This is a genomic window from Pseudomonas sp. TAA207, assembly GCF_001529285.1.
In the GTDB taxonomy this organism is placed as follows: domain Bacteria; phylum Pseudomonadota; class Gammaproteobacteria; order Pseudomonadales; family Pseudomonadaceae; genus Aquipseudomonas; species Aquipseudomonas weihenstephanensis.
In genome coordinates this window covers 1-19,724 of sequence record NZ_LLWJ01000041.1, presented here as the reverse complement: position 1 = coordinate 19,724, position 19,724 = coordinate 1, and the positions used below count along the sequence as shown (strand labels likewise).

Genomic DNA, 19,724 nt, shown 5'->3' with positions numbered 1-19,724 from the left:
CCCGGCATTCAAGCGCTGGCGGTTGGTTTCATCATCTGTATTCGGCGAGGTTTGCTCGTGATTGTTAGTCCATTTAATGCACCAAAAAAGTCTGCCAAGCGGTTACGCAACGCACTGGTGACGGGCTCTGCGCTCTTTTGCTTGTTCGGTGCGGGTCAACTGTGGGCATTCAGTCTGGATGACGTGGCGGCAGAGGCTAAAACCCTCGCCGAGCATAAGTACCAAGCACCACGCAGCAATTTGCCAAACGAATTTCGCGACATGAAGTTTGCGGACTATCAAAAAATTCGTTTCCGCAACGAGAAAGCGCAGTGGGCTGATGACAAAACCCCCTTCAAATTGTCGTTCTATCACCAGGGCATGCACTTCGACACGCCAGTGAAGATCAACGAAGTCACCGCCACCAAAGTGGAAGAGATCAAGTACGACACCAGTCGTTTCGATTTCGGCGACGTTAAATTTGACCCTAAAGCCACCGAAAACCTCGGTTGGGCGGGTTTCCGCGTGCTGTATCCGCTGAACAAGGCAGATAAGCAGGACGAAGTCATGACCATGCTGGGCGCGAGCTATTTCCGCGTTGTCGGTAAGGATCAAGCTTACGGTCTGTCGGCGCGTGGCTTGGCCATTGATACGGCATTGCCTTCTGGCGAAGAATTTCCGCGTTTCACCGAGTTCTGGATCGAACGTCCGAAAGCCGGTGACAAGCACCTGGTGATTTTCGCGCTGCTGGATTCGCCGCGTGCCACGGGCGCTTACCGCTTTACGCTGCGCCCGGGTGTCGACACCGTGGTCGACGTCAAAGCGCAAATGTTCCTGCGCGATAAAGTCGGCAAGTTGGGCATCGCTCCGCTGACCAGCATGTACTTGTTCGGCGCCAATCAGCCGTCCAAAGTGCTCAACTACCGTCGCGAACTGCACGATTCGTCGGGTCTGGCGATCCATGCGGGTAACGGCGAGTGGATCTGGCGTCCGCTGAACAATCCCAAGCATTTGTCGGTGAGCAACTTCTCGGTTGAAAACCCGCTGGGCTTTGGCCTGTTGCAACGCGGCCGTGACTTCAGCCACTACGAAGACCTCGATGACAACTACCACAAGCGCCCAAGCGCGTGGATCGAGCCACAAGGTGACTGGGGCAAAGGCACGGTTGATCTGGTAGAGATTCCGACCGCCGATGAAACCAACGACAACATCGTTGCCTTCTGGAGCCCGGACACTCAGCCTGAGCCGCTCAAGCCTTTCGACTTCGCGTATCGCCTGCACTGGACGATGGACGAAGCCGCTTTGCACCCTAAAGACAGCGCCTGGGCTCAGCAAACACTGCGTTCGACCGGCGACGTCAAGCAATCCAACCTGATCCGTCAACCGGACGGCAGCGTGGCTTACCTGATTGACTTCGAGGGCCCGTCCCTTGAGAAGTTGCCAGCAGACGCCGCCATTCGCAGCCAGGTCAGCGTGGGTGATAACGCCGAGCTGGTAGAAAACAACCTGCGCCACAACCCGGAAACGAAGGGCTGGCGCTTGACCCTGCGCTTGAAGGTCAAAGACCCAAGCAAGTCCACCGAGCTGCGTGCAGCACTGGTCAAAGATGAAGACCCGGCGCCTGTTGCTCCGTTGACCAAGGCTGAAAAAGCAGCGGCCAAGGCGCAGGAAAAGAAAGAGCAGCTCAAAGCCAAGGACGCCAAAGCGCCTGCGGCCGAGGCGGCTCCAGCTACCCCAGCGCCAGTCAAGACTGAAAAAGTCCTGACCGAGACCTGGAGCTATCAGTTGCCAGCCGATGAGTAATGCTCACGCACAACCCGTCTCGCTCAGCGAGTACCTGGCGCATCTGCCGCTGAGCGATGAGCAGCGCGCCGAACTGGCGAGCTGCACCTCGTTCGAGCAGCTGCACGAGCGCCTTTCGGCCCGCGCCGACGTAAACTGCGCCGAGGCCGCTCAGGCGTCGGTGGGCACACGGCTGACACTCGGTTCGGCCGAGGCGTTGGAGGACGCAGAAATGCTGGCCGTCGACGCCAGTGGCCGGGTCATGCTCAAAGCCACGCCGCCGATTCGCCGTACCAAGGTGGTGCCTGAACCGTGGCGTACCAACATTCTGGTACGCGGCTGGCGGCGCCTGACCGGGCGCAGCAACCCGCCGGCTCCGCCTAAAGATGAACGCGTTCTGCCCAAGGCGCGCTGGCGCACCGTGGGTTCGATTCGTCGTTACATTCTGTTGGTTTTGATGCTGGGCCAAACCATCGTCGCTGGCTGGTACATGAAAGGCATCATGCCGTACCAGGGCTGGTCGTTCGTTGATCTTGATGAAGTGGTTCATCAGCCGTTGCTGCAAACGGCGCAACAAGTGCTGCCTTATGCGCTGCAAACCAGCATCCTGATTCTGTTCGGGATTCTGTTTTGCTGGGTGTCGGCGGGTTTCTGGACAGCCTTGATGGGCTTTCTGGAATTGTTGACCGGTCACGACAAATACCGCATTTCAGGCGCCAGCGCGGGTAATGAGCCGATCCCCCAAGACGCCCGTACCGCGTTGGTGATGCCGATCTGTAATGAAGACGTAACCCGCGTATTTGCAGGCTTGCGTGCGACTTACGAATCGGTGGCAGCGACCGGTGACCTGGACCGTTTTGACTTTTTCGTCCTCAGCGACAGTAACGACCCGGACATCTGCGTGGCTGAACAGCAGGCGTGGCTGGACGTGTGCCGCGAGACCGAAGGCTTCGGGCGGATTTTCTATCGCCGTCGTCGCCGTCGTGTGAAACGCAAAAGCGGCAACCTCGACGACTTCTGCCGTCGCTGGGGCGGTGATTACAAGTACATGGTGGTGCTCGACGCAGACAGCGTGATGAGCGGCGAATGCTTGACCAGCCTGGTGCGCTTGATGGAAGCCACGCCAGACGCGGGCATCATTCAGACCGCGCCACGCGCTTCGGGCATGGACACGCTGTATGCGCGTATGCAGCAGTTCGCTACGCGGGTCTACGGCCCGTTGTTTACCGCCGGTCTGCACTTCTGGCAGTTGGGTGAATCTCATTACTGGGGCCACAACGCCATCATCCGCATGAAGCCTTTTATCGAGCACTGCGCCCTCGCGCCATTGCCGGGTAAAGGAGCGTTTGCGGGCGCGATTCTGTCCCATGACTTCGTTGAAGCGGCATTGATGCGCCGTGCCGGTTGGGGGGTGTGGATTGCCTACGACTTGCCGGGCAGCTATGAAGAACTGCCGCCTAACTTGCTGGACGAACTCAAGCGTGACCGTCGCTGGTGCCACGGCAACTTGATGAACTTCCGCCTGTTTTTGGTCAAAGGCATGCACCCGGTTCACCGGGCCGTGTTCCTCACAGGCGTGATGTCATACCTGTCGGCGCCGTTGTGGTTCTTCTTCTTGCTGCTGTCGACGGCCTTGCTGGCAGTCAACACGCTGATGGAGCCGCAGTACTTCATGGAGCCGCGTCAGCTGTATCCGCTGTGGCCTCAATGGCACCCGGAAAAAGCCGTAGCGTTGTTCTCGACCACCATCGTGTTGCTGTTCCTGCCTAAACTGCTGAGCATCATTTTGATCTGGGCCAAAGGCGCGAAACAGTTCGGTGGCAAGTTCAAGGTCACATTGTCGATGCTGCTGGAGATGCTGTTCTCCATGCTGCTGGCGCCGGTGCGCATGATCTTCCACACCCGCTTTGTACTGGCTGCTTTCCTGGGCTGGGCAGCGACCTGGAACTCGCCACAACGTGACGATGATTCCACGCCGTGGAGCGAAGCCGTGCGCCGTCATGGCCCGCAAACCCTGTTGGGTGCGGCCTGGGCTGCGTTGGTGCTGTGGTTGAACCCAAGCTTTCTGTGGTGGTTGGTGCCGATTGTCGGTTCGCTGATGCTGTCGATCCCGGTGTCCGTGATTTCCAGCCGTGTGAAGTTGGGCCTCAAGTCCCGTGACGCCAGCTTGTTCCTGATTCCTGAGGAATACGCGCCGCCCCGTGAGTTGTCGGCTACGGCTGAATACACCCACGAGAATCGTTACCACGCGCTGCACGACGGCTTCATCCGTTCGGTGGTTGATCCACAGCAGAACGCTTTGGCGTGTGCTTTGGCGACCTCACGTCACCGTGAAGCCGAGCCGATTGAATGGCTGCGTACCGAACGCGTTCGACATGCCTTGAAAGTGGGGCCTGCGGGGCTTAACAACAACGAGCGCATGGCGCTGCTGAGCGATCCGGTGGCATTGGCACGCTTGCACGCGCTGGTGTGGAGCGAAGGTCATCAAGACTGGCTCAACGCCTGGCGTGAGTCGGTCACAGCCGACGCCCACGCGCCGCTGTTACCGTTACAGCCAGCCGCTTGACCCCAAGCCCGTCCCCTCACCTGAGCGGACGGGCTTTTTTGTGGTCGTTGCTCAAGGCGACGTCCCGGCTTGCTTCGCAACCTGCGCCAGCGGCTACGGATGATCTGTCGCGCTTTTGTGATGCAAAGTCTTTGTCCTCCCCCTGCTCTGAGTTAGCATCCATCTTCGAATGGGTGAGTGCCCGGCGGTATTGGCTTTGAGTCTGGAGCCGGCCGTAGGCCAACACCTTTATTGAGTAGGTTCCGGGGAGTTGATGATGAAGAAGTTTCTGTCGAAACTGATGTTCGGTGTCACTGCACTACTGGCGGTTAGCGCAGCCCATGCAGGCGCAATTGATGACGCGGTCAAGCGTGGCACGTTGAAGGTGGGCATGGACCCGACGTACATGCCATTCGAAATGACCAACAAACGCGGCCAGATCATTGGCTTCGAAGTCGACCTGCTCAAAGCCATGGCCAAGTCGATGGGGGTCAAGCTGGAGCTGGTGTCCACGGGCTACGACGGCATTATCCCGGCCTTGATGACCAACAAATTCGACATGATCGGCAGCGGCATGACCCTGACTCAGGAACGTAACCTGCGCCTGAACTTCAGCGAACCCTTCATCGTTGTGGGCCAGACCCTGCTGATCCGCAAGGAACTGGCTGACAAGGTTAAAACCTACAAAGACCTCAACGACCCGCAATACCGCCTGACCTCCAAGCTGGGCACCACCGGTGAAATGATCGCCAAAAAACTGATGTCCAAAGCTCAGTACCACGGCTACGACAACGAACCCGAAGCGGTGCTGGACGTGGTGAACGGCAAGGCAGATGCCTTTGTTTACGATGCGCCTTACAACGTAGTGGCGGTCAACAAGTTCGGTGACGGCAAACTGGTGTACCTCGATCAGCCGTTTACCTACGAGCCGTTGGCCTTTGGCCTGAAGAAAGGCGACTACGACAGCCTTAACTTCATCAACAACTTCCTGCACCAGATCCACGAAGACGGCACCTACGATCGCATCCATGACAAGTGGTTCAAAGACACCACTTGGCTCAAGGACATGGAATAAGCGCGATGCTTTGTAGCCGTTGCCGAAGGCTGTGCACGGTTGTGCAGCAGCCGTAAAAAAGCGTAATGCGATTCAGATGAAACACCGAGGCGCTCCAGATATGAGCGCTTCGCCCTCGCACGTAGCCTTCGGCAACGGCTACGGGCCCGGCTTTACTCCTGATGGAACCTGAACGTGATCAAACAAAAAAAAGCCCAGTGGCCCTGGCACGTGTTAACCGTGCTGGTGCTCATCGGTCTGGCGGGCGCGTTGTATTACGCCACCTCGCTGATGTCCTACGAATGGCGCTGGAACCGAGTCCCGCAATACTTCGTCTATCAGGCCGAAGAAGCCCAGCGGGCCACTGAAGCCTCCACCGTGATTGAGTTGGTGCGCAAAGGCGATCAAGCCGACGTCGTACTGCGTGCCGAAGATGGCACTGAACAACGCCTGAGCGTGGCTGACAACAGCGTGCAACTGGCCGAAGGCGATGACGTGGCCGAGGGCGATGTGGTCGGCGTGAACCGTCACTGGGCCGCCGGACCGCTGCTGCTGGGGTTGTGGACCACCGTGTGGTTGTCGCTGGTGTCAGGGGTGTTGGGCCTGATTATCGGCCTGGCCACCGGGTTGTGCCGCCTGTCGAATAACCCGACCCTGCGTGACCTCTCGACGCTTTATGTCGAACTGGTGCGCGGTACACCGCTACTGGTGCAGATTTTCATCTTTTACTTCTTTATTGGCACCGTGCTGAATCTGTCCCGCGAGTTCGCCGGTATTGCCGCGTTGTCGCTGTTTACCGGTGCATACGTGGCCGAGATTGTGCGTTCGGGTGTGCAGTCCATCGCCCGCGGGCAAAACGAAGCCGCGCGCTCCTTGGGCCTTAACGCCAGCCAGTCGATGCGTTACGTGGTGCTGCCGCAAGCGTTCAAGCGCGTACTGCCGCCGTTGGCCGGGCAATTTATCAGCCTGGTCAAAGACACCTCGCTGGTGTCGGTGATTGCCATCACCGAGCTGCTCAAAAGCGGCCGCGAAGTCATTACCACCTCGTTTTCGCCGTTCGAGATTCTGTTCTGCGTGGCGGGCCTGTACCTGTTGATCAACCTGCCGCTGTCGCATTTGGCCAGCCGGCTTGAGCGGAGGCTCGCGCAAAGTGATTGAAGTCCGCGAACTGGTAAAAGTTTTTGACACGCGTGGGCACCTCGTCCGCGCCGTGGACAACGTGAGCACCACCGTCGCCAAAGGCGAGGTGCTGGTGGTGATCGGCCCGTCAGGTTCGGGCAAGTCGACTTTCCTGCGCTGCTTGAATGGCCTGGAAGATTTCGACTCAGGCTCGGTCAGCATCGACGGTGTCGACCTGGCCAACCCTAAAACCGACGTCAACGCCTATCGCCGCGAAGTCGGTATGGTGTTCCAGCATTTCAACTTGTTCCCGCACATGACCGTGCTCGAAAACCTGTGCCTGGCGCAGAAAGTGGTGCGCAAACGTGGCAAGGCCGAGCGCGAGGCCAAGGCCCGTGCGCTGCTGGAAAAGGTCGGCATCGGCCAGAAAGCCAATGAATACCCCTCGCGCCTGTCGGGTGGCCAACAGCAGCGCGTGGCGATTGCCCGTGCGCTGGCAATGGAACCCAAGGTGATGCTGTTTGATGAGCCAACGTCGGCGCTAGACCCGGAAATGGTGGGCGAAGTGCTCGACGTGATGAAAACCCTGGCACGCGAAGGCATGACCATGGTGTGCGTGACCCACGAAATGGGTTTTGCCCGTGAAGTGGCGAACCGCGTGTTGTTCTTCGATCACGGCAAATTGCTGGAGGACAGCGCCCCGCAAGACTTCTTCAATTCGCCTAAAGACCTGCGAGCACAGGCGTTTTTGCGCCAGGTGCTGTGAGCCCCGGCTCACGAGAGAATGGCCGAGGTTGGCGTAGGCGGCGTTCGATTGTGAAGCGATCATAAACCCGATGACTGCGGTGTCTCTGAGACACCGCGCGGGTTGGTTTTTACGACCGCTTCGCGCTCGGCCGCAGCCTCGTATGACTCGTCAACGGCTACGTTTTGCGTGCGCGAGTTACACCTTAAACCGTGCCACCAACCCTTGCAGATGCGTGCCCAGCCGCGCCAGTTCCATGCTCGACGCAGCGGTCTCTTCACTGGCGGCCGAGGTCTGCTCAGACACATCGCGCACGTTCAATACGCTGCGGTTGATCTCTTCTGCCACCGCGCTTTGCTGCTCTGCCGCTGCGGCAATCTGCTGGTTCATCCCTTGAATGGCCGACACGGTGCGGGTGATGTTGCCCAGTGAATCGCCTGCGCGGCGTGTCAGTTCAACACTGCTGTCGGTCAGGCTGCGGCTGCTGTCCATGCTGCTGGACACTTGCAGCGTGCCGCTTTGCAGGCCGGCAATCAGTTCTTCAATCTCTTCGGTCGATTGCTGAGTGCGTTGTGCCAGGCTGCGCACTTCATCGGCCACGACCGCAAAGCCGCGTCCTGCTTCTCCGGCCCGGGCCGCCTCAATCGCCGCGTTAAGGGCCAGCAAGTTGGTTTGCTGGGCCACGGACTTGATCACGTCCAGCACGCTGCCAATTTTGTCGCTTTCGCGCTTCAAATGGTCCATCGCTTCGGTGGAGTGACCGACTTCAATCGCCAGCTTCTCGATCTGTGCAATCGCTTGGGCGACCACTTTGTCACCTTCGCGGGCTTGCTGGTCGGCGGCCACGGCGGCTTCGCACGCTTCTTCGGCATTACGCGCCACTTCCTGCACGGTAGCGGCCATTTCGTGCATGGCGGTGGCCACCTGATCGGTCTCAACCTTTTGGCTGTTGACCCCCGCGCTGGTCTGTTCGGTAACGGCGGAGAGTTCTTCGGCGGCACTGGCGATTTGCGTCACGCCATCGGTGATCCCACTGATCAACTCGCGCAGGCCCACGGTCATGCGCTGTACGGCGCGTTGCAGTTGCCCCAACTCATCGCGCCGGGCAGTGTCGTAGTCGTGCGTCAGATCACCTGCGGCCACGCGCTCAACGGTTTTAAGGGTTTGACGCAGCGGGATGACGATCTGGCGCGTGATGCTCCAGGCGCCAATCACGCCCAGTAGCAAGGCGAGCAGGGTGCAGCCGATCAGCAGCGTTTTGGCCCGCTGGCTGTCCAGGTCACGCTTGGCGGTTTGCATACCTGACAGTTGCTTGCTCAAGTCGATCAGGTTGTTGCCCAGTGCCTGCATGCGCTCAAGCGCGTGGGTATTGGCGACTTGGGCGTCACGAAACGTGGTCACGGCGGCGCGGTAGTTTTGCAGCGATTGTGCAGCCTGTTGCAGGTTGGCGATGTGCTCGTCGGGGAGTTTGGTCGGCAAACTGTTGAGTGCTTTGAGGGCGTTGTCGATGGCGTCCAGCGCCGGTTGTTCGGCCTCAGGTTTACCGCTGTAGGTGTAGCCGCGGACCTGAAAGCGCGCTTGTTGCAGCAATTTGCTCAGTTCAATCACGCTGTTGAACTGGGGCACGCTATCGCCTTGCGACAAGGCTTTTTCAATGGCTGTGACGTTGGCAACAGCCGCGTCAGCCGTGGCGCCGAGTTGTGTGCGGCTGGTTTCGCGGGCTTGAGTGGCGAGCGTTATATCAGCCACGGCGCGCCGGTAATCGGCCACAACGGCCAGCTGTTGTTGTACCAACTCAATGTCTTCAGGCGTAGTCAGTTGACGGCGCGAGGTTTCCAGCGCCTCGTCCAGTTCGCTCAGGCGCCCGTTCAATTCGCCGGAGCCGTGGTCGCCCCGCTCCCTTTCATAATCAAGACGCGCGATGCGCAGGTCTTTGGTCAGGGCAATGATTTTTGAAATATTCGCCAGCTTGTCGCCGCGGTCAATCACGGACGCCAGGCCGTTCCAGCCGGTGGCGGTGATCAGCAAGGTCAGGATCAACACCAGGCCAAAGCCCAGGCTGAGTTTACGAATAACGCTGATATTGCCTAGCGTGTGGGCCAACCAACGGTACATGGCGGTGCTCCTTTTTTGACCGAACCGACTCCATGACAAGCAGTCCCGTGCTTCGCGGTCTTTTTATTAGTTATCAGGCCATCGGCGCGAGCCAACATAACTAAAACCCGGACGCTCAGAGTGTGATGGACATCGCAGGCTTAGTGCCATCACGCAGTGTAGCCGTTGTCGAGCAGCGCGAGGTTGTGATCGGGCTGCTCGCCAATGGCTACAGGGGTTAGACCTTGAAACGGCCCACCAAGGTTTGCAGGTGAGTGCCCAGTCGGGCCAGTTCCACGCTCGAAGCGGCAGTTTCTTCGCTGGCCGCAGCGGTTTGCTCAGACACATCGCGCACGTTGAGCACGCTGCGGTTGATCTCTTCGGCGACCGAGCTTTGCTGCTCGGCGGCAGCTGCAATCTGCTGGTTCATACCCTGGATGGTCGATACGGTACGGGTGATGGTGCTCAGCGAGGCCCCGGCGCGACGGGTCAGCTCGACGCTGCTGTCGGTCAACACGCGGCTGTTGTCCATGCTGGTGGACACCCGTTGCGTACCGCTCTGCAAGCCAACAATCAACTCTTCGATTTCTTCGGTAGAGGCTTGGGTGCGTTGCGCCAGGCTGCGCACTTCATCGGCCACCACGGCAAACCCGCGGCCCGCCTCGCCCGCCCGTGCAGCCTCAATCGCCGCGTTGAGCGCCAGCAGGTTGGTCTGTTGCGACACTGATTTGATCACGTCCAGCACGCTGCCAATCTTGCCGCTTTCTTGTTGCAGGTGCGTCATGGCGTCGGTGGACTTCAGCACCTCGGCGGCCAGGTGCTCAATCTGTTCAATGGCCTGCGCGACCACCGTGTCACCTTCACGCGCTTGTTGATCGGCGGCGACGGCAGCCTCAGAGGCTTCTTCGGCGTTACGCGCGACTTCATGCACTGTGGCGGCCATTTCGTGCATGGCGGTGGCCACTTGATCGGTCTCAACCTTTTGGCTGTTGACCCCGGCGCTGGTCTGCTCCGTCACGGCTGACAACTGCTCGGCCGCGCTGGCGATCTGGGTCACACCGTCGCTGATACCGCCGATCAGGTCGCGCAGTTCGCCGGTCATGCGGGCAATGGCCTGCTGCACCTGGCCCAGTTCGTCGCGACGCTGAGTAGGGTGATCTTGACTGAGATCGCCTGCGGCTACGGCTTCTACGATGCGCAGGGTGTGTTGCAGCGGGGTGACGATCTGTCGGGTAATCAGCCAGGCTGCCAGTGTGCCGAGCAACAGGGCCAATACGGCGCAAACAATCAGGGCGGTTTTGGCCTGTTGTGCATCGTTGTCGCGCTTGGTGGTTTGCGAGGTCGCCAGTGCGTGGCTGAGGTTCACCAGGCTGTCGCCCAAGGCTTGCAGGCTGTTCTGTTGTTGGTCGCTGAGCAGCTGCGAGTCACGGAACTGCCCGAACGTCTCGCCGTAATTTTTCAGCGAGTGAGCGACTTGTTGCAACTGCGGGCTGTATTCGCCGGGCAATTGCGCCGTGAGGCGGGTGAGTTCGTTTTGAGCGACGAGGATGGCATCCAGTGCGGGTTGCGCGGCATCGGCTTCGCCACTGTGGGTATAGCCGCGCACTTGATAGCGCGCGTGTTGCACTTGGCGGCTGAGTTCGTTGACCCGGTTGAGCATGGCCAGGTCATTGCCCTTGAGTACCTCTTTTTCGATGCCATCGATACTGTCGGCGGCGCTTTGCGCGCTGCTGCCAAGGCGTGCCCGATTAAGCTCGCGGGCCTGGGTGGCCTTATCGATTTCGCTGAAGATGTTTTTGTATTGCGCGACCGCCTGCAACTCTTGGTTGATCATGGTCAGATCTTGCGAGACCACCAACTGCTTGCTGGCGAGCGTCAGATTGTTATCGATATCGTTCAGCAGGTCATTGACCTCGCCGGGGCCATTCTCACCGTTATCCCGGTCGTAGGACACGCGGGCAATGCGCAGGTCTTTGACCAGCGCCACGGTGTCGGAAATGGTGCTGAGCTTTTTGCTGCGATCAATGATCGACGTCAGTCCGCTCCAGCCGGTGGCGGTAATCAACAGCGTCATGATCAGCACCAGGCCAAAGCCGAGACTGAGTTTGCGATTGACGCTGATATTGCCCAGCGTGGTGGTCAACCAATGGTTCATGGTGATGCTCCTTATCTGATCGATTCACATCGATGCGCGCCGTCCATGGCCACTGAGTATGCTTTTGAGGAGCCAGCTTATCGGCCGCAAAGGGCCGGACTTGAGGGGTTTTATACAAATTGTATTTCAAATACCCGCAGGCGCTGACGAGGCACGCGGCGGCGAAGCAGCCGTAAACCCGATGACAGGGGGGGCGCCTTAAAACAAGCGGGCGAGGAGGGCGGTGACGGCGGTTTCAACCCGCAAAATGCGTGGCCCGAGTTGCACCGGTTGCAACCCGGCCTTGGCCAGCAGGTCGATTTCGTAAGGGATCCAGCCACCTTCCGGGCCAATGGCCAGCGTCACGGCTTGGTCCAGCCCGCGCGGGCATTCAGGGTAATCACCGGGATGGCCCACTAGCCCCAATGTGCCATCAACCAAGGCTGGTAGGCGGTCTTCAACAAACGGCTTGAAGCGTTTTTCAAGGGTGATGTTCGGCAGCACGCTGTCACGGGCTTGCTCCAGCCCCAGGATCAACTGCTCGCGAATGGCTTCAGGTTCCAGAAACGGGGTTTGCCAAAAGCTTTTCTCGACCCGGTAACTGTTCACCAACACGACGTTGGGTACACCCATGGCGGCCACGGTTTGTAGCACCCGGCGCAGCATTTTCGGGCGCGGCAGGGCCAGCAGTAAGGTCAGGGGCAGTTTGGCCGGGGGCGGCTGGTCGAGGCTGTGGATCACCAGCTCGGCCTCTTTGGCTTCAAGGCGCACCAGTTCGGCACTGCCCATCAAGCCACCTATCCGGCCTACTCGCAGGCTGTCGCCTACAACAGCGCGGTGAACTTCCTGCATGTGCGTCAAGCGCCGGTCGCGCAGGATCACGCGGTCGGCAGCAATGAAATCGGCCTCTTCGAGGAGCAGCAGGTTCACGCTTGAGGCGCTGGCGGTTGGGCGTTCTGGTCAGCCGGTTGATCGTCGGTATCGTCACCGCGTTTGTTTTTGCTCACCAGGCTGCCAAACAGAATGCCGATTTCAAACAGCATCCACATCGGAATCGCCAGCAAGGTTTGCGAGAAAATATCCGGCGGGGTCAGGATCATGCCGACCACGAAGCAGCCGATGATCACGTACGGGCGGATTTTGCGCAGGTATTTGACGTCGACAATGCCAATCCACACCAGCAGCACCACGGCCACCGGGATTTCAAAGGCCACGCCAAAGGCGAAGAACAGGGTCATGACGAAATCAAGGTAACTGCTGATGTCGGTCATCATCGCGACGCCTTCGGGGGTGGCGGCGGCGAAGAACTTGAACACCAGCGGGAACACCAGGAAGTAGGCAAACGCCATGCCTGCATAGAACAGAAAGATGCTCGACACCAGCAACGGCACGGCGATGCGCTTTTCATGCTTGTACAGGCCCGGCGCGATAAAGCCCCAGATCTGGTGCAGGATCACCGGGATGGCAATAAACAGCGACACCATCATGGTCAGCTTGAGCGGCGTAAGGAACGGCGAGGCCACGTCAGTGGCAATCATCGTGGCGCCCACTGGCAAGTACTCACGCAGGGGCGTGGAGACTAGCGTGTAGATCTGCTGCGTGAAGGCGAACAAGCCGGCGAAGATGATGAAAATCGCCGCGATGCAGCGCAACAGGCGGGTGCGCAGCTCGGTCAGGTGCGAAACCAGCGGCATTGGCTGGTCATTTTCAGGAATGTCGCTCATGCGCTTAAGGGGCTCGCGGTGGCAGGGTTGGGTCGTGTGGCGCTGGCGTTTGAGGCGCAGGCCCGGACGCGGTTTTGCTCAGGCTCACGGGCGCGGGGCTGGCGGGTTCGACAGGTGCAACGGCCACCGGTGTCGCGGGCGGCTCAACAGGCGTGAGAGGTTTCACGGCGTCTTGCAGCGGGGCCAGAATCTTCTTGGCCTCTTCTTCCATCGACAGGATGTGTTCGTTGTGCAGCTGGCGCCGGATCTCATCGGCACCGATCTCACGTTCAACTTCCTGTTTGATCGCATTGAAACTGCGTTTCAAGCGCCCGACCCACAGGCCCGCCGTGCGTGCCGCACCCGGCAGGCGTTCTGGCCCGAGCACGAGCAGAGCCACCAGGCCGACGAGCAGCAGTTCACTGAAGCTGATACCGAACATTAGTTTTGGCTCACACGTCTTTGCGGGTCGGCTCTTCGACTTTTTGTGCCTGCACGTCGATGGTGTGCGGCTCGTTCAAGGTCGAAGTGGTGTGGGGTTGTGGCGCGGCAGTCGGCTGCGCAGGTGGCACCACCGGTTCAGCCGGTTTTTCGTCGTCGTTCATGGCTTTGCGAAAGCCCTTGATTGATTCGCCGACGTCAGTGCCGAGGTTTTTCAGTTTTTTGGTGCCGAAGACCAGTACCACGACTACCAGAATGACGATCCAGTGTTTCCAGTCAAAAATGCCCATGATCGGTTCCTTTGCAAAAGAGGGTTAAGCGGACGGCCGCGAGGCTTTTTCCACGTGGCCGGAGGTGCCGATGCGACGCTCCAGTTCATCCAGTACAGCCTGCGGATGCTGCCCCAGTTGGGCGAGCATGATCATGCTGTGAAACCACAGGTCGGCGGTTTCGTAGATCACATCGCTGCAATCACCGCTGATGGCGGCGTCCTTGGCAGCAATGATGGTCTCGACCGATTCTTCACCGACCTTTTCCAGAATCTTGTTCAGGCCCTTGTGGTACAGGCTGGCAACGTAAGAGCTGCCCGGTTCGGCATTCTTGCGCTCTTCGATCACTTGGGCAACGCGGCTCAAGGTGTCAGTCATGGGAGTGCCCTGCTTGGTAAATGGCGTGCGGGTCTTTCAGAACCGGGTCTACGGTCTTCCACTCGGTGTTTTCGTACACGCGATAGAAGCAGCTCTGACGGCCGGTATGGCAGGCGATGTCACCGATCTGTTCAACCATCAAAATGATGACGTCAGCGTCGCAGTCCAGGCGCATTTCATGCAGCTTTTGTACATGGCCCGACTCTTCGCCCTTGCGCCACAGTTTGCCGCGCGAACGTGACCAGTAAATGGCACGGTTCTCGGCAGCGGTCAGGCTCAACGCTTCGCGGTTCATCCAGGCCATCATCAAGACGCGCCCGGTTTTGTGGTCTTGGGCAATCGCCGGCACCAGGCCGTCGCTGTCCCATTTGATCTCGTCCAGCCAGTGTTTCATGTTTGACTCCGACAACGGGTCCGGGGCTAAAGGCCCGGACCGGCGAATGCACAGTTTGCCAGCCTGCTCGGGGGCTGGCTATCGGCGCACGATCAGATACAAGCCCACGGCCAGCATGATGCCGGCCGGCCAATAGCCCAGGGTGTGCAGTGGGCCGACGGTGGCCAGTAAGGCACCTGCGGCCAAATGTCCCGCTCCCAGCAAGCGCAAGAACCAGCTGTCTCGGGGTTCTGTTACCACCAATTTCTGGTTTTTTGCATGGGGCTGCGACAGGCGTTCCAGCAAATCCCGGGTCATGCCTGCCAGATGCGGGAGTTGCTCGACTTGACTGTGCAGGTTGCGCAGCAGGGTTTTGGGGCTGACGCGTTCACGCATCCAGCGCTCAAGGAACGGCTGCGCGGTGCTCCACAGGTCGAGATCGGGGTAAAGCTGACGGCCCAGGCCTTCGATATTGAGCAAGGTTTTTTGCAGCAACACCAACTGCGGCTGGACTTCCATGTTGAAGCGTCGAGCCGTCTGGAACAGGCGCATCAGCACTTGACCAAAGGAAATTTCTTTCAGCGGTTTTTCGAAGATCGGTTCGCACACGGTACGAATGGCGGCTTCGAATTCGTTGAGTTTGGTGTGCGCCGGCACCCAGCCCGAATCAATGTGCAACTGCGCCACGCGGCGGTAGTCACGCTTGAAGAAAGCAAACAGGTTGCGGGCCAGATAGTCCTGATCTTCGGGGGTCAGGCTGCCGACGATGCCGCAGTCGATCGCGATGTATTGCGGGCTCCAGGGGCTGACTGTGCTGACAAAAATATTGCCGGGGTGCATGTCCGCATGGAAGAAGCTGTCGCGAAACACTTGGGTGAAGAAAATTTCGACCCCGCGCTCGGCAAGCATTTTCATGTCGGTGCGCTGGTCGGCCAAGGCGGCCAGGTCCGTGACTTGAAGCCCGTAGATACGCTCCATTACCAGCACTTTGGGGCGGCACCAGTCCCAGTAAATCTGCGGCACGTAAAGCAGCGGCGACCCTTCGAAGTTGCGCTTGAGCTGGCTGGCGTTGGCCGCTTCGCGTAGCAGGTCGAGTTCGTCGTAGATGGTTTTTTCGTAATCACTGACCACGTCTACCGGGTGCAGCAGACGGGCATCGGCGCTCAGGCGCTCAGCGGTTTTGGCCAGGATGAACAGCCACGCCAAATCAGAGCCGATGATCGGTTTGAGGCCGGGACGAACCACCTTGACCACCACTTCTTCGCCGGTCTTGAGCTTGGCGCTATGCACTTGCGCCACCGACGCCGAGGCCAGCGGCTCGATATCAAACCGGCTGAACACTTCGCTGATGGTTGCGCCTAATTGCTCTTCGATCAGCTTGACCGCCAGCTGCGGGTCGAATGGCGGCACACGGTCTTGCAGCAGCATCAATTCATCGGCGATGTCGGGCGGCAGCAGGTCGCGACGGGTAGACAGGATCTGCCCGAACTTGATGAAGATCGGTCCCAAGTCCTGTAGCGCAAGACGCAAGGCCGCTCCGCGGCTCAATTCCAGCTTTTTGCGCGGGAACCAGCGCCACGGCAACGCATAGCGCAGCGATAGCATCCACCACGGCAAAGGCAGGGCGAACAGCAGGTCATCCAGTCGGTAGCGAATGACCACACGCTGGATGCGAAACAAACGACGAATGGCAAGCAGCTTCATGCGACATCGCTGGAATTGAGGGATCGAGAGAGGCGCTCAATGCGCGCTTCCAGTCGGTCCAAGTCGAGTTTGAGATGGTCAAGTTCGTCAAAACGCGCTTGCGCTTCACTTTCTCCGACCAATGTGCGGGCTTCTTCGCTCAGGTATTCGGCCAAGTTCTGATTGAGGCTGGCGAACCCTTGTTGATACCAGTTAGCGCGGCTACGCAAGTGGCCACCGATCAGCGCGGTAGGCACCGGGCCAATCCAGCGTGAGAGTTCGTACTCCCAGTCCAGTTCCAGATCTTGCAGGATCGCCGCCAGCGCCATCAGTACATGACTGTCGCCTTCGAGGTCGACTTCAGGGCCATGCAGCACAGCGGTTTTGTCTTTGCTCAAGACCAAACGCAGCAAGCTGGTTGCCGGTGCACGCAGTGTGCAATCGGCGTCGGCGGCCCATTGGGTGGCTAACAGCAGGCCTTCATCGCTGGGCAAAATGAACAGATGCAGCGCAGGGCTGGCGCATTCAACCGCAATCACTTTGCCGGTCAATGGCTGCATGCGCGCAAGTGCTGTGCTGTCCAGGCGCAAGAAGCGGTTAACACCGCTCTCAACGCTGGCGAGAAGGCCCCTGAGCAACATCAGGGTTTGATGCCGCGGTGCAGTGCAACGATGCCAGAGGTCATGTTGTGATAAGTCACGCGGTCAAAACCGGCCTCGACCATCATCGACTTCAGGGTTTCCTGATTCGGGTGCATACGGATCGACTCAGCCAGATAGCGATAGCTTTCCGGGTCGTTGAGGATCAGTTTGCCGACCATCGGCATAAAGGCGAACGAGTAGGCATCGTAGACCTTGGACATCAGCGCGTTGGTGGGCTTGGAGAATTCCAGCACCAGCAAACGGCCACCGGGCTTGAGCACACGCAGCATCGAGCGCAGGGCGTCTTCTTTGTGGGTCACGTTGCGCAGGCCAAAGGCGATGGTCACGCAATCGAAGTAGTTGTCCGGGAACGGCAGTTTTTCAGCGTCGGCCTGAACGAACTCGATATTGCCCGCCACACCTTTGTCCAGCAGACGGTCACGGCCAACCTTGAGCATGGAAGCGTTGATGTCAGCCAGCACGACTTGACCGGTGGGGCCGACCAGATGCGAAAACTTACGCGCCAGATCGCCCGTGCCGCCTGCGATGTCGAGCACCTTGTTGCCTTGGCGAACACCCGACAGCTCGATGGTGAAGCGCTTCCACAGACGGTGCATACCGCCCGACAGAACGTCGTTCATCAGGTCATATTTGCCCGCGACGGAGTGGAACACCTCCGCGACTTTTTCCGCTTTTTGGCTTTCTGGAACGTTTTTGAAGCCGAAGTGCGTGGTGGGTTCGGCATCGCTGCCTTTGCGCTGATCAGTCATATCGCTGTCACCAAAAGAGAATGCTGGCCATTCTAATCCCGGAGGCCGACTTTGTCTTGGCGAGGGTCAATGTAAGTATAGTGGTCGGCTTATTTATGAGGAGTGAAGCCATGGCTCGCATCAGCGTTGAACGCACCCATGCCCTGGGCATTGAGGCTGCACGGGTAAAAGCTCAGCAAGTGGTTGAGAAGCTGGCGGCGCAGTATGGCCTGCAACCTACCTGGTCAGGTGATAAGGTCCAATTGAAGCGCTCGGGGGTAGACGGCTTGCTGGAAATCGGTGAGCGCACGGTCAAGGTCGACGTGAAGCTCGGGATGCTGATGTCGCCGATGAGCGGCATGATCCAGTCCGAAATTGAACGCTCGCTGGATAAGGCCTTGGTGTAAGCAGTAATGGCGTCATACGCGCCGACTGTTCGGTAGAAGAATGTTCGGTAGAAGAAGTGTGACGGGTAAGAGCGCTTTAGAGTGTAGGCAGTGAGACTTTAAAGCGCTGAACAGAGGGAGTGCTAAATATGAAAGTGCTCTCAGTATTGATCTAGAGCGTGCGGTTGACTAATAACAGCGAAGTCGGGGCGAGTCCTGTGTGGCGTGAGTTGAACTACTGTTTTCTCAGGAAGATCAAATACACACAAGGAGCTGTTAAATGTCAGATTATCGATTTAAAGTTGTTCGCCAGTTTGCGGGTACACATGATATTGCACGCGACAAGTCTAAACATGTCGTTGAGCAATTCGTGAAAACACGAGTGGATTTTACTTTTACTGAACATGTGGCGGGGCAAGAGGTCACAGAGTTTGTAATAACAAACGATAAAAACGTTGTGATAGGTAAGTTGTTTGTTTTGATCAATAGCGTGTTGTTTACCGTTTACGGCGCGGCAGCGGCTGAAGAAGCATGGAACATGGAGGCCGATATGGTTGACCTCATGGATCAAATGTTTTCGACAGCCGGTACCGCAGAAAAGTTATGACGCGCAGCAAGTTTTTCGTGTGGCCCTGAGTTAAAAAGTTATTCATTCAATAACCCTGTAATTGAGTGTGCTGTGAAACCGTATACACATGCCTTGAAACAGTCCTGATTAAGGTCTAAACCTAGTGCAGGTGAACAGGTTGTTCACCTTGATGGGCCGACAGTCTGTTGATGGACGTCGCAATTGAACATTGAGGGGAACACGATGGCGGCTAAAAAACCGGCGGCACCTGTAAAAGACAGCCATTCCTGGGTTGGCAAGGTTGAAGAGTACTCGCGCAAGATCTGGCTCGCAGGCTTGGGTGTGTACTCGAAAATTGACACGGACGGCAGCAAGTTGTTTGACAGCTTGGTCAAGGACGGGGAAAAGGCCGAAAAATTGACCAAGACCTCTGAGCCTAAAGCGGCCAAATCGTCTACGCGTTCTAAAGTTGACGATGTTAAAGAGTTGGCATTGGGTAAATGGGGTGAGCTGGAAGAAGCCTTCGATAAACGCCTGAACAGCGCTATTTCCCGGTTGGGTGTGCCGAGTCGGGAAGAAGTCAAAGCGCTGCACGCCAAAGTAGAAACGCTGACCAAACACATTGAAAAACTGACGGCAGCGGCGGCCAAAGTCACGGCGACCAAAGCACCTGTTGCCAGCAAACCTTTGCCAGCAAAGCCTGCGGCCAAACCGGTTGTGGCCAAGCCTACGCCTAAAACTACAGCCAAGCCCGTGGTCAAACCTGCTGTGAAACCCGCAGTCAAAAAAGCGCCTGTGGCTTCCGGTAAACCTGCGGCGGCCAAACCTGTTGTGAAGAAGCCGACGGTGAGCAAAAAACCGATGGCCCCTAAAGCCGCTGCGGTTGCGGCTCCGAAACCTGATTCGCCCGCCGCTTGATCGCAGCCTCGTCAGCGCCTCCTGTAGTCGCTGTCGAGGTACGAGGCTGCGATCGGGCGCGCAGCGGCCGTAGAGTCATTTAACGCGATACTTGATCCACACCGCAGCGCTCGGGTTTACGAGCGCTGCGCACTTGATCGCAGCCTCGCATTACTCGTCAGCG

The 19,724-nt window shown here is 58.4% G+C and carries 19 protein-coding genes and 2 pseudogenes; 8 read left to right on the top strand and 13 right to left on the bottom strand.

Annotated features, from left to right (window positions below):
- Positions 1-114: 114 nt before the first annotated feature.
- The 5 genes from AP059_RS01190 to AP059_RS01170 all read left to right on the top strand — a co-directional run bounded on the left by AP059_RS01190 (position 115) and on the right by AP059_RS01170 (position 7,245).
- Positions 115-1,782 carry a glucan biosynthesis protein G gene (locus tag AP059_RS01190; protein WP_177332335.1) on the top strand — a complete coding sequence of 556 codons (1,668 nt, stop codon included), beginning with the start codon at positions 115-117 and terminating at the stop codon, positions 1,780-1,782.
- Entirely contained in the window at positions 1,775-4,327 is a 2,553-nt protein-coding gene (gene mdoH, locus AP059_RS01185) for a glucans biosynthesis glucosyltransferase MdoH (protein WP_059761516.1), read from the top strand. Before AP059_RS01190 ends, mdoH begins: the two co-directional genes overlap by 8 nt.
- Positions 4,328-4,583: 256 nt before the next feature.
- The gene (locus tag AP059_RS01180) at positions 4,584-5,381 is read left to right on the top strand and encodes a transporter substrate-binding domain-containing protein (RefSeq protein WP_059761515.1); all 798 of its coding nucleotides are present in this window, start codon (positions 4,584-4,586) and stop codon (positions 5,379-5,381) included.
- Positions 5,382-5,555: 174 nt separating this feature from the next.
- Positions 5,556-6,518 carry an amino acid ABC transporter permease gene (locus AP059_RS01175; RefSeq protein WP_059761514.1) on the top strand — a complete coding sequence of 321 codons (963 nt, stop codon included), beginning with the start codon at positions 5,556-5,558 and terminating at the stop codon, positions 6,516-6,518.
- A complete protein-coding gene (locus AP059_RS01170; RefSeq protein WP_048364574.1) occupies positions 6,511-7,245 on the top strand; it encodes an amino acid ABC transporter ATP-binding protein in 735 nt (244 codons plus the stop codon). Before AP059_RS01175 ends, AP059_RS01170 begins: the two co-directional genes overlap by 8 nt.
- A 177-nt stretch (positions 7,246-7,422) precedes the next feature.
- On the opposite strand, the gene AP059_RS22975 is transcribed toward AP059_RS01170, so the two are convergent.
- The 13 genes and pseudogenes from AP059_RS22975 to ubiE all read right to left on the bottom strand — a co-directional run bounded on the left by AP059_RS22975 (position 7,423) and on the right by ubiE (position 17,710).
- Entirely contained in the window at positions 7,423-8,136 is a 714-nt protein-coding gene (locus AP059_RS22975; protein ID WP_371260586.1) for a methyl-accepting chemotaxis protein, read from the bottom strand.
- Positions 8,137-8,280: 144 nt separating this feature from the next.
- Positions 8,281-9,339, bottom strand: a pseudogene (locus AP059_RS22970) (methyl-accepting chemotaxis protein); the annotation flags it as partial.
- A gap of 217 nt (positions 9,340-9,556) precedes the next feature.
- Positions 9,557-10,420, bottom strand: a complete 864-nt coding sequence (locus AP059_RS23210; protein WP_420850440.1) for a methyl-accepting chemotaxis protein — start codon at positions 10,418-10,420, stop codon at positions 9,557-9,559.
- Positions 10,412-11,392: pseudogene (locus AP059_RS23205) on the bottom strand (methyl-accepting chemotaxis protein); the annotation flags it as partial. The pseudogene AP059_RS23205 and the gene AP059_RS23210, both read right to left, overlap by 9 nt.
- 279 nt (positions 11,393-11,671) lie before the next feature.
- A complete protein-coding gene (locus AP059_RS01155; protein ID WP_048364571.1) occupies positions 11,672-12,382 on the bottom strand; it encodes a 16S rRNA (uracil(1498)-N(3))-methyltransferase in 711 nt (236 codons plus the stop codon).
- Positions 12,379-13,176, bottom strand: coding sequence for a twin-arginine translocase subunit TatC (gene tatC / locus AP059_RS01150; RefSeq protein ID WP_048364570.1), 798 nt, complete (start codon positions 13,174-13,176; stop codon positions 12,379-12,381). The genes AP059_RS01155 and tatC overlap by 4 nt, the downstream gene beginning before the upstream one ends.
- A 4-nt stretch (positions 13,177-13,180) precedes the next feature.
- Positions 13,181-13,597 carry a Sec-independent protein translocase protein TatB gene (gene tatB / locus AP059_RS01145; protein ID WP_059761511.1) on the bottom strand — a complete coding sequence of 139 codons (417 nt, stop codon included), beginning with the start codon at positions 13,595-13,597 and terminating at the stop codon, positions 13,181-13,183.
- A 10-nt stretch (positions 13,598-13,607) separates the two neighbouring features.
- Positions 13,608-13,886: a twin-arginine translocase TatA/TatE family subunit gene (locus AP059_RS01140; protein ID WP_019825245.1), complete on the bottom strand. Its 279-nt coding sequence runs from the start codon at positions 13,884-13,886 to the stop codon at positions 13,608-13,610.
- A 24-nt stretch (positions 13,887-13,910) separates the two neighbouring features.
- Complete coding sequence (locus AP059_RS01135) at positions 13,911-14,243, bottom strand: phosphoribosyl-ATP diphosphatase (protein ID WP_048364568.1); 333 nt, start codon at positions 14,241-14,243, stop codon at positions 13,911-13,913.
- Positions 14,236-14,637, bottom strand: a complete 402-nt coding sequence (hisI, locus tag AP059_RS01130; protein WP_059761510.1) for a phosphoribosyl-AMP cyclohydrolase — start codon at positions 14,635-14,637, stop codon at positions 14,236-14,238. The genes AP059_RS01135 and hisI overlap by 8 nt, the downstream gene beginning before the upstream one ends.
- Before the next feature lie 78 nt (positions 14,638-14,715).
- Positions 14,716-16,320, bottom strand: coding sequence for a ubiquinone biosynthesis regulatory protein kinase UbiB (ubiB, locus tag AP059_RS01125; RefSeq protein WP_059761509.1), 1,605 nt, complete (start codon positions 16,318-16,320; stop codon positions 14,716-14,718).
- The gene (locus AP059_RS01120) at positions 16,317-16,940 is read right to left on the bottom strand and encodes a ubiquinone biosynthesis accessory factor UbiJ (protein ID WP_059761508.1); all 624 of its coding nucleotides are present in this window, start codon (positions 16,938-16,940) and stop codon (positions 16,317-16,319) included. Before AP059_RS01120 ends, ubiB begins: the two co-directional genes overlap by 4 nt.
- A complete protein-coding gene (gene ubiE / locus AP059_RS01115) occupies positions 16,940-17,710 on the bottom strand; it encodes a bifunctional demethylmenaquinone methyltransferase/2-methoxy-6-polyprenyl-1,4-benzoquinol methylase UbiE (protein ID WP_048364564.1) in 771 nt (256 codons plus the stop codon). Before ubiE ends, AP059_RS01120 begins: the two co-directional genes overlap by 1 nt.
- 110 nt (positions 17,711-17,820) lie before the next feature.
- Between ubiE and AP059_RS01110 the strand changes: the two genes are divergently transcribed.
- The 3 genes from AP059_RS01110 (at position 17,821) to AP059_RS01100 (ending at position 19,561) form a co-directional block, all read left to right on the top strand.
- Positions 17,821-18,096 carry a polyhydroxyalkanoic acid system family protein gene (locus AP059_RS01110; RefSeq protein ID WP_059761507.1) on the top strand — a complete coding sequence of 92 codons (276 nt, stop codon included), beginning with the start codon at positions 17,821-17,823 and terminating at the stop codon, positions 18,094-18,096.
- A 259-nt stretch (positions 18,097-18,355) separates the two neighbouring features.
- Complete coding sequence (locus AP059_RS01105) at positions 18,356-18,682, top strand: hypothetical protein (RefSeq protein ID WP_059761506.1); 327 nt, start codon at positions 18,356-18,358, stop codon at positions 18,680-18,682.
- A gap of 204 nt (positions 18,683-18,886) precedes the next feature.
- Positions 18,887-19,561, top strand: coding sequence for a phasin family protein (locus tag AP059_RS01100; protein ID WP_059761505.1), 675 nt, complete (start codon positions 18,887-18,889; stop codon positions 19,559-19,561).
- The last annotated feature ends 163 nt before the right edge of the window (positions 19,562-19,724 follow it).